This window comes from Nocardia sp. GP40, assembly GCF_050434125.1.
Lineage (GTDB): Bacteria > Actinomycetota > Actinomycetes > Mycobacteriales > Mycobacteriaceae > Nocardia > Nocardia albiluteola.
In genome coordinates, this window is sequence record NZ_JBNPVW010000007.1 from 155750 (window position 1) to 169651 (window position 13902).

Below are 13902 nucleotides of genomic sequence, written 5' to 3' on the forward strand. Positions count from 1 at the left end.
ACATGATCAGCAAGGAAGCACTGAAGCGCGGATACAACCGGGGCAATTACACGGTGGGCGCACCCACCCAGCCCCTCTTCGCGCAGCACGTCGGCCCGGTCGACGGGGAGCCCTGCTTCACCGATGACCCGGTGTCGGTTCCGGAGACCGTCATCGAGGCCCTGACCGCGGTCGCCGACCGAGTCGAAACCGAGCCGGCGGCGGTGCAGGAGGGCACCCGGGACTGGTGGGCCGGCACAATGATCGCCGAGACCGGCGGCCGCCCAGCCACACCGCCGGCGGTGATAGCGCATGTGTCGAGCGCCGAGCAGGTACAGCAGGTGATCCGGATAGCCGCTGCCGCAACGATTCCCGTGACGGTCTCGGCCGGCCGTAGCAATGTCACCGGCGCGGCCCTGCCCATCCGCGGCGGCATCGTGCTGGATGTGTGCGAACTGAACCGGTTCCTCGGCTTCGACGAGCAGAGCCAGATCGTCGAGGTCGAGCCGGGCATGTTCGGCGATCTTTTCGAGCAGAAGATCCAATCCGAATACGGGATGACGATGGGGCACTGGCCCTCCTCGTACGCGATCAGCACCGTCGGCGGGTGGGTGGCCTGTCGCGGCGCCGGCCAGCTCTCGACCCGGTACGGGAAGATCGAGGACATGGTCTACGGCCTGGATGTGGTCCTGCCGAACGGGGAGCTCGTCAGCGTCGGAAACAGCGCCCGTGCCGCGGTCGGTCCAGACCTGTTGCAGCTGTTCATCGGCTCCGAGGGAACCCTCGGGGTGATCACCAAGATCCGGCTCGAGGTGCACCGGCTGCCGGACTACGGGCGGGCGCACGCCTACGGCTTCCACAGTTTCGCCGAGGGGCTCGAGGCCTGTCGCCAGATCGTCCAGCAGGGCGCGACCCCGGCCGCGCTGCGCCTCTACGACACCCTCGAGAGCGGGGTGCAGTTCGGCCTGCCCGACACCAATGTGCTGCTGGTCGCAGACGAGGGCACCCGGGAGCTGGTCGACGCCACAATGCAGATCAGCGCTCGGGTCTGCGCCGATACCGGGACCGAACTCGACGGAGACGCGATCTACGAGCGTTGGCTCGACACCAGGTATCTGACCGGCAAGAGCGCCGAGGGCTTCACCCGCAGTGCCGGGTTCGTCGCCGACACCCTGGAGATGATCGGCAAGTGGAAGGACCTGCCGGCGATCTACGACGAGGTCGTCGCCGCGATCGCCGCCGTGCCCGGCACGCTGGCCGGCTCGGCGCACCAGTCCCACGCCTACGTCGACAGCGCATGCCTGTATTTCTCGCTGCGCGGCAGCGTAGAGGTCGCGGATCGAGCCGCCTGGTACCGGGCCGCATGGGATGCGGCCAACGAGGTAATCCTCCGGCATGGAGCCACGCTCAGCCATCACCACGGCGTCGGTCTGCTGCGCTCGCCGTACATGGAGCGGTCGCTGGGCGCCGGGTTCGAGGTGCTCCGGGCGGTCAAGTCCGCGCTCGACCCCGAAAATTTGCTCAACCCAGGCAAACTGGGTCTCTAGTACCGTAAGTCGAACCGAACGGTTTGTACGAAAGAAGGTCGACACCGATGCCCCCACTACCCGGCGAACTCGACCTGTGGCTGACCCGGAACCCTGTGATCGCCGCCGTATTCGGCGCCGAGTCGGTCCCGGCGTTCCTCCGGTCCGAATGTCGGGTGAACATCCTCGCGCATGTGGCTCTGCACGAGCTGGCGGGCCTGGTCAAGGCGTTGTCGGAGGCTGGCCGGTTCACCTTCGTCAACGCCGATGCCTGCTCCGGCCTCGGGCAGGACCGCGGTGCCGTGGAGTACCTGCAGTCGATCGGTGCACCCGGCGTCGTCAGCACCAAGGGCGCGCTGATCCAACGCACGACGGCAGCGGGAATGGTGACCATGCAGAAGGTCTTCGTCACGGATCGGTCCAACCTGCCGCGCGCCATCAACTCCGTGCGGCAGAACCGACCGCACCTGGTGCAGACGATGCCCTGGCCGGTGCTTTCCCATCTCACACCGCCGGAGATCGAAGGACTCAGCCCGTTCGTCGCCGCCGGGTTCGTGCGCAGCGTCGCCGACGTGTCGGCGGCGCTGCGCGAGGGTGCGCGCGCCGTCTCGACCAGTGCGGCGTCGTTGTGGGATGCGGCGGGCCGCTGATGCTGACACCAGGCGGCGGCGCCGGTCCGGCACAACCACCACCATCTTCATCAAGGAGCAGCATGACCGCGAAGTACTTCCAGGTGATCGCGCACTACCGGGCGCGCCCGGACTCCGTCGACGCCGTGATCGAGCACCTGCACGAGCTGGCCGCGGCCAGCCGCGACGAGGCGGCCAACCTCTCCTACGAATTCTTCCAGGAGGTCGACGACCCCGCGCACATCGTGATCCTCGAGCGATACACCGACGTCGCCGGATTCGCGGCGCATCGCGAGCAGGAGCATTTCCAGCGCATCGGGCTGGGACAGATCATCCCCCGGCTCGACAGCCGCACCGTCGACACCTTCGCAGGCGCAGAGTAGTAAACGCCGGCGGTGGTGGGGCCTTCCTCGCCAACGACGAAGGCCCCTCACCGTCGAACTCAGTGGCCTGGCTACAACCGCGCTGGTCGGGTCCGGCAATCCGGCGGCGGTCGAGGCGGCCTCGGCGCAATCCTGGTCGGCATCGCCATGATCGTCCTGGTGTCCCAGCCTATTTCGCGGGCGTGGTTCCAGCGGCCGAGGGGCGTCCCCACCTCCTGATCATGCCCGGCCCCGTTCGGCCTACCGGCGGTTGATCTCGTCGATGCGGCGGGTCAACTCGGCCAGGCGGGCCGCGGCGTGCGAGCCGTCGAGCTGCGCCTCGAACGTGGTGCGGGCCGCGCTCACCAGATTCTCGGGGATCTGCGGATAGGCGTCGGCGATCGCCCAGAGGGCGCGCTCGGTCTCGTCGTCCAGTCCGCTGCTGGTGGTCAGGGCGCCGCCATCGACGACCGAGGCCAGCAACCGTTCGAAGTTGCGACACAGTTGGTCGGGTGAGAGTGGTTCGAGCACAATGCCTCCGCATGGTAGTGCCGGTCAGCCGGCGAAGAATTGGGACCTGCGCATCGTGCTGTCGAACACGTCCCGGATCATCAGACCCACGGGCGAATCACTCTGGGGCACAGCCGATCCGGACCAGTCGTTCGGAGGCGTAGCCGGGAGCCGGTGGTCGGGCCACCCGGCCGGATGCCGCGGTGGTGAAGGATACCCGGGCAACGGATCCGGCCCGTGGTTCCCCTGCCACGCCGACGGATTCGGGCCGGGCTGCCCGGTGCGACCCCTCCCTGATCCGGCTGCGCACCGGGCTGGCCCCATGGGGCGGGGTGAGGCACCTGCGGCATCCCTGGAGGAGGCGAGATCGGCTGCGGAAGCTGACCATTCGATCCGGAACCTGCGGCACCGAGCTGACCGGAGCCGTCCGGAGCTTGGGGCTGCCACCGTGCAGCGCTAGGCGCTGGCGCAGGGATTGATCGCTGGCGCGGGTCGATGCCTGGGCTGGGCTGGTGTCGGGGCTGCGCTGTTGGAGTTGGCGGACCTGTTCGAGTAGGTCTGGTTGGGTGTAGAGCCATGACCGGGAGATTCCGGCGTGCGCAGCCAGTCCGGCGACGGTCACCGGGGTGCCGGCGGCGGCGAGTTCGGTGAGGGCGTCCCGTGCCCGTTGCAGGGTCCGTCGATGGCGGGCCTGGGCGTGTTCGGCGAGGCGGTCAGCAGGCATCGCTGTGCGAGGTTTCGGTCGGCGACCGGCGCGCAGAGCGCTCCGCGATCTCATGCCGCTGATCTCACGTCGCGGCGAACGGAATCGGTTGCAGCTCAGAACATCCTGGAATGTCGATGAGCGGACAGGCCGATGCGGGTGCGGGTGGGGGTGCGGGGACACGATGGGCGCGGTCGCCGCTTCGCCGAACCAGGCCGCCGCCGCGCCGGAATCGGCTCGGTGGCGAAGGTCGTGACGACGGCCGCGACCTCGTCCGGATCGAACCGACTTCCCGATTCGCCCACGCACGGTCTTCGTGCAGGGGAAGATCGGGAACGAATTACACGAGCGGAGTATTCCCCCGAACGGCGACCTTCGACGCTGGAGGAGTGGCAATGTACGTGTACAGATTCAGATGCGACGACGGCGAACGTGACCTCGGAGCCCGCCCGTGACGACGCCGGAGTCGGATCTACGCGCCGACCTGGTTCTCGCGGGTGGTGGCGTGAAAGGTATCGGCTTGGTGGGGGCAGTCGCCGCGCTGATCGACGCCGGGTACCGGGTCTGCCGGGTGTCCGGCACTTCGGCCGGCGCGGTATTCGGGGCCATCGTCGCGGCAGCGTCGAAGAGCAGACGGTTGACGGGTGCCGAGGTGAAGAACCTCGCGCTCAGTCTCGAGTACGACAAGTTTCTCGACCCTGGGCCCATCGAGGACATCCCCATCGTCGGGCCGTCGTGGGCGATGCTTCGCGGAAGCGGAATCTACCGAGGCGACTACGCGCACCAATGGATCGCCGACAAGCTCAGCGAGCTGGGGGTGACCACGTTCGGGGACCTGCACATCGATGACGACAGCCTCCCCGAACAACAGCAATACTCCCTGGTGGTCACGGTCACCGACGTGACGACGGGCCAGCTCGTGCGACTGCCGTGGGACTACGACCGGGTCTACGGTCTCGCCCCGGACACGCAACCGGTGGCCGATGCCGTCCGCGCATCGATGGCGATTCCGTTTTTCTTCAGACCAGCCTCGTTGACCAGTACCGCCGGGGTGAAGTCGACCTTGGTGGATGGTGGTGTCCTATCGAACTTTCCGATCGATTCTCTGGATCGGACCGACGGCCTGTCGCCCCGTTGGCCTACCTTCGGAGTTACCGTGCTGCCCAATCTGCCCGCCGGCAACGACAAGGTGATTCCGCAACTCGGTCTGCTTCGCCTGGGCGGGGGCGCGCACCTGTTCGAGAGTGTCCTCACCACCATGCTGGTCGGCCACGATCAGGCATATCTGAACCAGCCCTGGGTGGACGCCCGCGCGATCCGGGTGGACTCGACCGACGTCGGCGTCCTCGACTTCCACATCAAGCAACCACAGATCGAAGCGCTCTACCAGAAGGGTTATGCAGCCGCACAGCGGTTCTTGTCCACCTGGAATTGGCCGCATTACGTCGAACGCTTCCGGGCCCCGACGACCTAGTTGCGGACAGCGAGCCCGAGCCTTCCACCGGAGGCACGACGCGGACGCCGTTGCCCCGTGGCGGGTTCGGATCCAGATGGTGGACCGTGAGCGCGACGTCGCCCAGATGCTCGGCCATCTCGAGGGGGAGACTTCGTCGTCACAGGTTGTGTCGATCACCGGTCCACTCTTTCGCGCTGCGGCACAGAATAATAAGGGGCTTATCGGCCCGAATTTCATGGGCGGGCAATCGAGGACGAGCAGGCCGGGAGGTGGGTCGCGGACGTCTCCGCCTTCCTGGACCGACTGCCACGATAGCGCGGATCGCCATGGCCGTTCGGGCTGGTCGGGCTATCCCTGCATGTTGCATTCCGGGAAGTGGTCGATGCCCAGCGCGCAGAGCACCAGCAGGGACAGGATGTTCAGCTCGGATGACGATCCCGATCCGGCGGACCCGGTATCGGCAACGGCGGCTGGGGCGGGCTGGGCGCGGCCGAGCGCGGGCGGTGCGGCTTGCGCCGTGCCCGCACCGAGCGCGACAACGATCAGGGCGCCGGCAAGTGTGCGCGGGAGTTGCTGCCGCAGAATCGATTTCATGTCATTCCTCCGAGTCTCCAATGTTGAGCAGAACTCTAGAAGCAGATGGGCTCGGAGTATTGCCCTGAGTTTCATGGGCGGGGCGGTTCCCCGACGATCGGTAGCTTTGGACCCCCTCCCGAACATGTTGCCCGACAATGAGTCTCGCCTCAGCGTCCAGGAACGGGACCAGCATGTACATGGATATACCGCCGCGACCGCCATCGGCCCGCGAACGTGATCGCTGGGCCGTTGCACTGGGTAATGCGTCGTTGCTCGGGCTCGGGCACGGCTCGGCCAGTCACGAGCATCTGCTCGAGCTCTATGTGACCGGTATCGAGCCCGACCGTTCGATCCACCGCTCCGCGGCATGATCAACAGTCCCTGCATAAGAGCCGTCACGCTCGCGCGGCCGAATCCTAGCTACTTGCCCCTGAAAAATTCGGCCCCGGGAACACAGCCGAGAATTCCACCTTTGGGCCGTATCAATCCGCCTGCGGTCGCAGTAATCTCGTGGGTGTTCTTGTCCGCGGGCCGTCGGGCTCGGCTGGATCGCCATGACGAATGAAATGATGGGGAGCCATCGTGTCCGACACCGTGAAGGTGGACACCGCCGCGCTGCGCGAGGCGGCCCACCGAGTCGGCGATCTGGCCGACAAGGTCACATCCGTATACGACACGCTGATATGCGCCGTGACCGGCGACGAGGGTGCAAGCCACTGGGGCAGTGACGATCCCGGTACTCAGTTCGCCAACGGACAGAACGGCACGGGCGGTTACGTCAAGACCGCTGCGAATCTCGAAGGCGCACTCTCCAAATCCGGCGCCACGCTGAGCGAGTACGCGGATAATATCACGCAGGCGGCCGACCTCATCGACAAGATGGAAGCCCAGAACGCCGGTTGACCCACCCATACTGACGGCAGGCCGATATGGTCTCGAATGACGGTGTGCCGGAAGGAATGCCATGGCCAATGAGGCATTGAAAGCTCAGGTCGCCGAGCTGATGAAATCGGTTCAGGATTACGCCGCCGCCACCGCGCGGGCGCGGGAGCGCCGAGAGCAGCTGATGGTGACGGCCGAGGCCGCCGACGGCCGGGTCTCGGTGACCGTCAACGCCGACGGCGTGGTGATCGACGTCCAATTCGCGGACGATGTCGACGATCTGGACTACGGCGAGATCGCGGCAGCGGTGCGAGTGGCGGCGCAGGACGCGGCCGCCGCGGCGGTCCGCGAATCGGCCGAGATCACGGACGTCACCAGCCTGGCCCGCGACCTCCCCGGATTCTCCGAGATCCTGCCCGGTCTACCGGATTTCGATCAGATCCGCACGATGTTCCCGCCGGCCCCGAGGGCGCCGACCGATCTGCCCGGCTCGCCGTCGCGGACGGCGCCGCAGGCGGATCGACAGCGGGGCAACCGATCCGAGGTCAACGACTCGCAGTGGTGAACCAGACGCGTACCGGTTCCGTAACCCGTAACCCCGGTGGAGCCGTGGATCGAGGGGGGTCATGAGCATCATGTTGCCGGACTGGGCCGCTGGCATCATCGGCGTGCTCGGCGGCGGCACGTGGCCCGAGGCCGACGAGGATGCGTTGTTCGCCCTGGGCGCAGCGTGGAAGCAGGCAGCCGGTGATCTGAAGGCTCTCGACACCGACCTCGCCGACGCCAAGTCCGCGGTCGACGTGGCGTATCCCGAGGGGAAGGGGCATGACGCGATCGTCGCGGCCCTGGACCAATTCGTCACCGGCAACTCCTCGTTCGACACCCTGTCCGGGTTCATGGACCAGCTCGGCGACTATTCGGACGGAACCGGTGCGAGCATCGAGCACAGCAAGCTGCAGATCCTGGTCGCCGCCGCGGTGACCGTGGCGATGCTCGCATCGGCGGCCATCCCCGGCTGCCAGGCGGACCTGCCGCTCGCCTGGGCCATGCTGCGGATGGCGCTGATCGGGATCCTGCAGGAGTTGTTCATCGAGCTGATACAGCTGCATGAGGGGCACATCAAGAGCCTCGACGGCTGGGAGATCGCCTTCTCCGGTGCCAATATGGCGGCAAGCGAGCTGGGTGGCCGGTTGTTCGGCAAGGGATTCGGCAGTCTGCTCGAAAAGATGCTCGCCGGTCCGATCGGCAAGGCCGTCGGCGAGGATCTTCTGAAGTCGTTCGGCCAGAAGGCGCTCATCGGAATCGCCGGGGGCACAGGAGGACTCGTTGCCGCCACCGTGGCCGGCGAGGCGGAGTCCACCATCATGCGTGGCCTCACGACCGGGGACTGGCATCTGGACAAGCCCGAGTTCTCGACCAATATGTTCCTGAACCTGGCGGTGAGCACCGGGCTGCATTCGGCCCTCCCGGAGCACGCCCCGGGGGTGACGGCGGACACCACGACCGCACCGGACGTGCCCACCGTCACCCCGGACGTTCCGGTACCCGATACCGGTACGGCGCTGACCGATGCCATAACCACCGATTCGGCGTCGCCGAATGGAATCCCTGCTCGGACAGACCAACCCGAAACCATATCGACGAACGAATCCCCTGCGACCACGACGCAGATCGCCGAACCTCCTTCCGCCACCGATAATTCGAGCGCTCCGACTGCCACGGAGCAGAGCGGCGGCAGCACGGCCACACCGGCCAACGACAGCGGACCGGTGATCGGTCGCAGCGAAAGTCAGTTCCCCACAGTCGATTCCGACGCGAATCAGAACACTCCCCCGGAGCAGGCCGCCGCGGAACCTCGTACCGGGACGGTGAAGACCGCGGCGCCGGGCCCGGTGCGGTCGAGCCCGGTCACATCGAGGCCGGTGACATCGGATACCGCTCCCGTATCGGACGAGATCCCCGGGCAACCGGCGCAACCGGCTGCCTCGATCGCCGGCAATTCCGCATCGGAAATCCCAGCGCCTATGAGCGATTCGCCCATCTCTGCCGCACCGACGAACGAAACCGCCACGCCGATACCGGGTCCCGCAACGGCCGACGAAACAGCAACGCCGGTACCGGCCTCCGCGACGACGGCCGGCGTGCTCCCGGATGCCTCGATCACCGGCGCCCGGGGCAGCGGAGCATCTGATCCGCAGACCGATCTCGAGCCACTCCCCGTGGCGAATCGGTCCACGGCCGTCCCGGAGCCGTCCACGCCCGCGCTGGATCCCGTTGCCGCCGACATGATTTCCGGTATCGATCAGCCGACCGGAAACGGCACGGAATCGCAGGGCGCCGCCGCTCCCGCGGCGCCGCAGAAAACGCAGGACACGGGAAAATCTCAGGTACCGGCCAGCGACCGGGTTCCGGCCTCGAAGGAGGGGACGCGCAACGGCCGTACCGAGACCGTGGGTTCCAAGAGCCCGAACGAGCGCACCACCCGCGCCGTCGTCTCCGCCGATGATCGGGGCGCCCCGAGGGCCGTCGATGCCAAACCCCAGTCCGAGATCCAGGCTCGCGCGGGAACCGAGATCGAGGCGAATCCCGCCGACAAGAGTTTCCGGATCGGCAGCCCGGTCGAATCCGACGACCCGTCACACCAGGACCTTTCGGCGACACCGCCGGAGAATCCGCAGCAGTTACCGGAGAATTCGGCGGAACAGCCGTCCGATCAGGATCGGGCCGCCATTGCGCGTGCGCGCGGGACCCTCGCAACGCTCGATCGGTACGAGAGCGAGCATCCGCCGCAAATCGCTTCCGTCCGAACAGACCCGGATCAACGATGGGCCTATGAGTGGCGTCGCTATCCGGATCACCCCGACGGACCGCTCAGCGTCGTCCGTATCCCCGTGGATGTCGCCGTGGATCCGAGCATCGAGCCCGCCACCGGCGATCGTCTGGAGGCGGGGCTGTGGGAGAAACTCCGGTCCGCCGGTGACTCCTTGTTCAATCGCGGCCACACACTGCCCTCGGGTGATCGGTTCCTGGCCGAGCTGGTCCCCGCCACCGACGAGGGCAGCGGCGCCGCGAGCCTGTACCTCACCGAAAACGGCGAATTCGGCACCCTCCATGAGGGCACCACCGTCGACGACCTCGCCCAGCGCCTGCACCAGGACCTGGGTTTGGAGCCCGGATCCGGCCACGGCCTGAGCGAGGACGACCTCTACAAGTTCAGCCGGGCCATCTGCAGGGCGAACACCGACGCGATGCTCGGCGGTCTGGAGCACATCCAGCGCCTCGGCAGGTACGCCGAGCTGGAGGATCGCGGAAACCAATACGATCTCGAGGACATCCTGCGGATGCCCGGAGAAAACAGGTTCCGGATCGGGGTCAACCCGGAGGAATACACGCGGCGCATCAATCCGGGCGGTCTCGACGCGCCCGGTCGCCGCGACAACTGTGTCATAGCCTCCCTCTCCGCGCTGGCGACCTTCTACGGCGACCCGACGGTCTCGGTGCCCCGCGCACCCACCGTGGTCGACGGCAGGATGACGTACACCGGCGTGGGCGATGCCGAGTGGCGGCAGATCGGTCCCTGGATGGACAATCGCCCGTGGGACAACTTCGACGACGGCACGAGGACGATTCCCGAGCAATTCGATGCCCTGCGCGCTCGGATCGAGAACGCAGGGCCGGGATCCGCCGCATTGGTGGTGTGGGGGTGGAAGGTATACGACGCCGAGCAAAATCCGCTGTTCAACCCGGACGGGACACCGATGGTCACCAGTGGCCATGCCATCGTCCTCGTCTATCCACACGACGCCCAGGGCCCGGTGTGGTTCGATCCACAGTCGGGCGAGATCATCACGGACCCCCGCCGCCTCCCGGAAGATGTGGTGCAGGAAGCGGTATCGCTGGAGTACGTCGCATTCGAACCGCCTGGAGGAACCCCAGATGCCATCGGAACTGAACACCGAGGAACAGATCAATCACTATCTGACACAGGCATTCGGAACGACCCGACGCTTCCGGGTGATCCCCTTCGACCACTGCTGGGTGTGCCAGGCGGCGCTGTCCCCGGAGCAGATCGCCCGGAGGGAACACCTGGGCCTGGGCAGCTACCTGGTGGACAGGCGAACCGGGGTGGTCACGACGATTCCCAGCTCGACGCCCCCACACCTGGCGGGGAAGCGGTACGACGAGTCGGTCCGGATCGGCCGGCCCCTGCTGGGACGGCAGATCTATCCGCACCTGTCCCGGGTGATCATCCGGCGAACGCGGGAGGATCCGAAGACGATCGAATACCAGGTGCGGATCGAATCCCTGGCCCAACCTCCGGAACCGACCAGGGAATACCCCCTGGAGATCACCAAGACCAGCCTGGCCTGCCGACCGGCGACACCACCGGGGGCGAGCGTGGCGGCCTGGGCGCAGTGGCAGGCCCAAACGAACGGAACCTGGCCGGAACAGGGGACATTCGAGGAGTAGAGCCCCCCGCGGAGGGGGGTGGCGGCCCCCTTTCGGTCGCCTCCGGCGAGCACGGACCGGAGAATATCGGCCGGGCACAACCCCCGCACGGCGACGCCGAACAGCCCACGCCGCCTCCGGAATCGCAGCCCGACAGACCGTTCTCCCTGTCGACCACGCCGAACGGCCACGGCGACGACGTCGAGGCCACTGCGACCCGGCCCGCTGCGGTCGACCCGCCAGGTCCGTCGAAGCCGGGTGCACATCCGGACGAAGGCGCCCAGCGGACATCCCGGCAGCCCGACGGGTCGGACGGACCCGTCCGCCCCCGGCTCCGTCCCGTCAGGCTCAGGCTCACCTCGCTCGAGACCGGGGACTCGAATCAGCCTCCGCCGGTTGTGAATCCGGCCGGGGGTGGGTCGGGCGGCAACGACAACGGCTCGCCCCCGATAGCAGTCGGCGACCACGGCGATGACGACATCTCCAGGCAACCGACGGAGCCTCTGCAGCCGAACGCATACCCGAACTTCGATGAGTCGGCTCAGCCGACACATCCCCAACAGCCGCCTGCACAGGAAAAACCCGGCGAGACCCCTCAGCGGCCCACGGGATCCGACGTCCCGGCTCGGTCCCGGATCCGCCCGGTCAAGCTCGTCCGGCTCGAGACCGGGGACTCGAATCAGACTCCGCCGGTTGTGAATCCGGCCGAGTTGCCCACGCGGCCCGGAGGCACACAGGACGAGACCGCGAACGCGTACGGTCAGGGCCTGCGGCCGCAGGGCGCGAACCCGAACCCCCAGGGGCCGATCACGGTCGACCAGATCAAGCCTCCGCAGCCGGGCGGCGGCGATGAAGCCGCCCAGATGGCGGGTGGGCAGCAGATGCAGCAGATGATGCTGCCGCCGGAACAGTCACAGCAGCATGCCCCGCAGCAGCCGGATATTTCGCCGAATCCGCCTGTCCGCGAGGCGGTTCCGAAGATCATCGATCCGCGAGACCTCGTTCGCCAGCAGGTGATCCTGAACCGGGAGCAGGACGAGCTGAACTTCCGTGACAATCGGCGCATCGCCACGGAACAGGCGCTCGCCGACGAGCGCCTTGCCGCCCAGAACGAACTCGACAGGGCGATCACGGAAAACCGGGACGTGCGGAACCCCACGGCCCGGGTGCGTGCGGCGCAGGACGCCGAACAGCAGTTCCGCAACCAGGCCGACCCCGACCTCGACGAGCTCCGCAAGCGAGTCGCCGACCGGCAGCAGGCGGTGAACAAGGCCCTGCGTCAGACCGGGCGTCCCGCGGCGGGCCTGTACGACAAGGTCGCGAGCGCGGAGGCCGAACGGCGGGCCCTGCGAGGGCAGCGGGCGGGCGTGCAGACACTACTCGATCAGGTCAAGGCGCAGATTGATGCCCTGCGGCAGCACGGGAACGGCGCCGATCCGGATGTGGCCCAGCGGATGAAGGAACTGCTGGACCAGCGTACCCAGCTGATCGGGGACAAGATCGGGCTCGACGAGAAGTGGGTTCAGGCCAATATCGCCGTCCACAGCCTGCTGCGATTCGGCAACGACCAGAGCGGGGCCACCGTCGATCTGAGCAGTGCCCGCGTGATCGCCCGATTCGAATTGCCGGTCAGCGGCAGCGATCGGATGCAGGTGAATTTCACCAGGCAGATGCTCGACGAGCAGGTGCGCAACGGCAATCTGTCCCCGATTCTTCCCGAGGAGCTCCGCAGGCCGATCAGCGCGGTCCGCGCGGTGCTCAATGAATCCGGATCGACACCCGAGCGGGTGCGGGCCGCGCTCGACGCGGCGCGCAGCCAGATCGATCTCGCCGCGCGGAATGTTCCCGATCCCAGGCTGACCGCCTACGCCCACAGGTTGATCAATGAACTCGAGACCGGATCGAGTCTGCCCGAACAGCATTGGTGGCAGCGGGCGGCGTGGCGCAGCGGCGTGGTGGATTCTCAGTCGGCCACGAAGACCATGCGGGTCGGGGCGGATATTGTGGAGGCCGGGAACGGGACCCGCTATCTGCGGTTCAACAGGCTGACCGACATGATCGCGTACGAGGCCAATAGATATTACTTCGGGTCCGGCGTCTGGGACGGGCTCTCCGATGTGTTGCCGCCGGTCGACCACGAACTGCTCTGGCACGAACACTTCGGCCTGGGCTATTCGGCGTCGGCTAATACCGCGGTCGTGGAAGCGAGCGGCCGGCGATTCGAGCAGAATGTGGACCAGCGCGATTACTTTGCCGTCAAGATCAATCCTCTCACTCCCGGCCCGGCCTTCATCGAACAGCATGTCAACTTCTGGCCGGAGGCGGAGTCACAGCAGGATCCGGCCACCTTCGACCCCGCGCTGAACCTGCACGATGTCGACAAGGTAACGATCAAGAACTACTGGGGGGTCAACCCGAGAATATTCTTCAACCATATCGCCCTCGCCGATGTCCCACTGACGGCAAGGATCGTTATGGACATCGTGTTCACCAGTACCGACAACGGTGCGCCGACGAGGGCCGTCAATTACTCCCTGCAGCTGATGGCGAGTTATTCGGTCCTCGAGAATCTGGTTCAGAAAACCCTGCCCGGCATACTCGGTGCGAACCATATCGCGGTGCCGCCGGATTGGGCGCTGAAAATTCCCGATGTGGGCGGCGACTCCACCATCTCCCTCAATCTGAACAGACTCTTCGGCGGTGGCGCCGGGGCGGAGATCCCACAGGAGATGCGGGACGCCCTGGCGCGCGCGGGCATATCCGTCGACCGGAACGGCAATCTCACGAGCCCGCCGGATCGGTTCCCCAGGCCGCCCCCGCCATAGGAACG

11 protein-coding genes are annotated in these 13902 nt (G+C 66.9%); 8 read left to right on the forward strand and 3 right to left on the reverse strand.

Going from position 1 to position 13902, the window contains the following annotated elements; translation table 11 throughout:
* Positions 1-2 precede the first annotated feature (2 nt).
* The 3 genes from ABH933_RS22480 to ABH933_RS22490 all read left to right on the forward strand — a co-directional run bounded on the left by ABH933_RS22480 (position 3) and on the right by ABH933_RS22490 (position 2517).
* Positions 3-1526: an FAD-binding oxidoreductase gene (locus ABH933_RS22480; RefSeq protein ID WP_429420037.1), complete on the forward strand. Its 1524-nt coding sequence runs from the start codon at positions 3-5 to the stop codon at positions 1524-1526.
* A 47-nt stretch (positions 1527-1573) separates the two neighbouring features.
* Positions 1574-2155 carry a glycerol-3-phosphate responsive antiterminator gene (locus ABH933_RS22485; RefSeq protein WP_429420035.1) on the forward strand — a complete coding sequence of 194 codons (582 nt, stop codon included), beginning with the start codon at positions 1574-1576 and terminating at the stop codon, positions 2153-2155.
* 62 nt (positions 2156-2217) lie between these two features.
* A complete protein-coding gene (locus tag ABH933_RS22490; protein WP_429420033.1) occupies positions 2218-2517 on the forward strand; it encodes a putative quinol monooxygenase in 300 nt (99 codons plus the stop codon).
* Positions 2518-2757: 240 nt separating this feature from the next.
* Here the strand turns inward: ABH933_RS22490 and ABH933_RS22495 are convergent, their stop codons facing one another.
* Both ABH933_RS22495 and ABH933_RS22500 read right to left on the reverse strand, forming a co-directional pair.
* The gene (locus ABH933_RS22495) at positions 2758-3027 is read right to left on the reverse strand and encodes a hypothetical protein (RefSeq protein WP_429420031.1); all 270 of its coding nucleotides are present in this window, start codon (positions 3025-3027) and stop codon (positions 2758-2760) included.
* 97 nt (positions 3028-3124) lie between these two features.
* A complete protein-coding gene (locus ABH933_RS22500) occupies positions 3125-3730 on the reverse strand; it encodes a DUF6262 family protein (RefSeq protein ID WP_429420029.1) in 606 nt (201 codons plus the stop codon).
* A gap of 430 nt (positions 3731-4160) precedes the next feature.
* Here ABH933_RS22500 and ABH933_RS22505 point away from each other — a divergent pair, with 430 nt between their 5' ends.
* Positions 4161-5183 (forward strand): patatin-like phospholipase family protein, encoded by a 1023-nt coding sequence (locus tag ABH933_RS22505; protein WP_429420027.1) that lies wholly within the window; start codon positions 4161-4163, stop codon positions 5181-5183.
* A gap of 330 nt (positions 5184-5513) precedes the next feature.
* Here the strand turns inward: ABH933_RS22505 and ABH933_RS22510 are convergent, their stop codons facing one another.
* A complete protein-coding gene (locus tag ABH933_RS22510; protein WP_429420025.1) occupies positions 5514-5759 on the reverse strand; it encodes a hypothetical protein in 246 nt (81 codons plus the stop codon).
* Between the two features lie 173 nt (positions 5760-5932).
* Between ABH933_RS22510 and ABH933_RS22515 the strand changes: the two genes are divergently transcribed.
* The 4 genes from ABH933_RS22515 (at position 5933) to ABH933_RS22530 (ending at position 13897) form a co-directional block, all read left to right on the forward strand.
* Positions 5933-6112, forward strand: a complete 180-nt coding sequence (locus ABH933_RS22515) for a hypothetical protein (protein ID WP_429420023.1) — start codon at positions 5933-5935, stop codon at positions 6110-6112.
* Positions 6113-6323: 211 nt separating this feature from the next.
* Positions 6324-6644, forward strand: a complete 321-nt coding sequence (locus ABH933_RS22520) for a hypothetical protein (RefSeq protein WP_215923805.1) — start codon at positions 6324-6326, stop codon at positions 6642-6644.
* Between the two features lie 61 nt (positions 6645-6705).
* Entirely contained in the window at positions 6706-7188 is a 483-nt protein-coding gene (locus ABH933_RS22525) for a YbaB/EbfC family nucleoid-associated protein (protein WP_429420021.1), read from the forward strand.
* A gap of 61 nt (positions 7189-7249) precedes the next feature.
* The gene (locus tag ABH933_RS22530; RefSeq protein ID WP_429455079.1) at positions 7250-13897 is read left to right on the forward strand and encodes a toxin glutamine deamidase domain-containing protein; all 6648 of its coding nucleotides are present in this window, start codon (positions 7250-7252) and stop codon (positions 13895-13897) included.
* Positions 13898-13902 lie beyond the last annotated feature (5 nt).

What these genes read in the sequence shown, in the direction of transcription:
- ABH933_RS22510 (WP_429420025.1), bottom strand. Translation starts at nt 5,759, where the DNA reads ATGAAATCGATTCTGCGGCAGCAACTCCCGCGCACACTTGCCGGCGCC.
- ABH933_RS22525 (WP_429420021.1), top strand. Translation starts at nt 6,706, where the DNA reads ATGGCCAATGAGGCATTGAAAGCTCAGGTCGCCGAGCTGATGAAATCG.
- ABH933_RS22485 (WP_429420035.1), top strand. Translation starts at nt 1,574, where the DNA reads ATGCCCCCACTACCCGGCGAACTCGACCTGTGGCTGACCCGGAACCCT.
- ABH933_RS22530 (WP_429455079.1), top strand. Translation starts at nt 7,250, where the DNA reads ATGAGCATCATGTTGCCGGACTGGGCCGCTGGCATCATCGGCGTGCTC.
- ABH933_RS22500 (WP_429420029.1), bottom strand. Translation starts at nt 3,730, where the DNA reads ATGCCTGCTGACCGCCTCGCCGAACACGCCCAGGCCCGCCATCGACGG.
- ABH933_RS22490 (WP_429420033.1), top strand. Translation starts at nt 2,218, where the DNA reads ATGACCGCGAAGTACTTCCAGGTGATCGCGCACTACCGGGCGCGCCCG.
- ABH933_RS22480 (WP_429420037.1), top strand. Translation starts at nt 3, where the DNA reads ATGATCAGCAAGGAAGCACTGAAGCGCGGATACAACCGGGGCAATTAC.
- ABH933_RS22515 (WP_429420023.1), top strand. Translation starts at nt 5,933, where the DNA reads ATGTACATGGATATACCGCCGCGACCGCCATCGGCCCGCGAACGTGAT.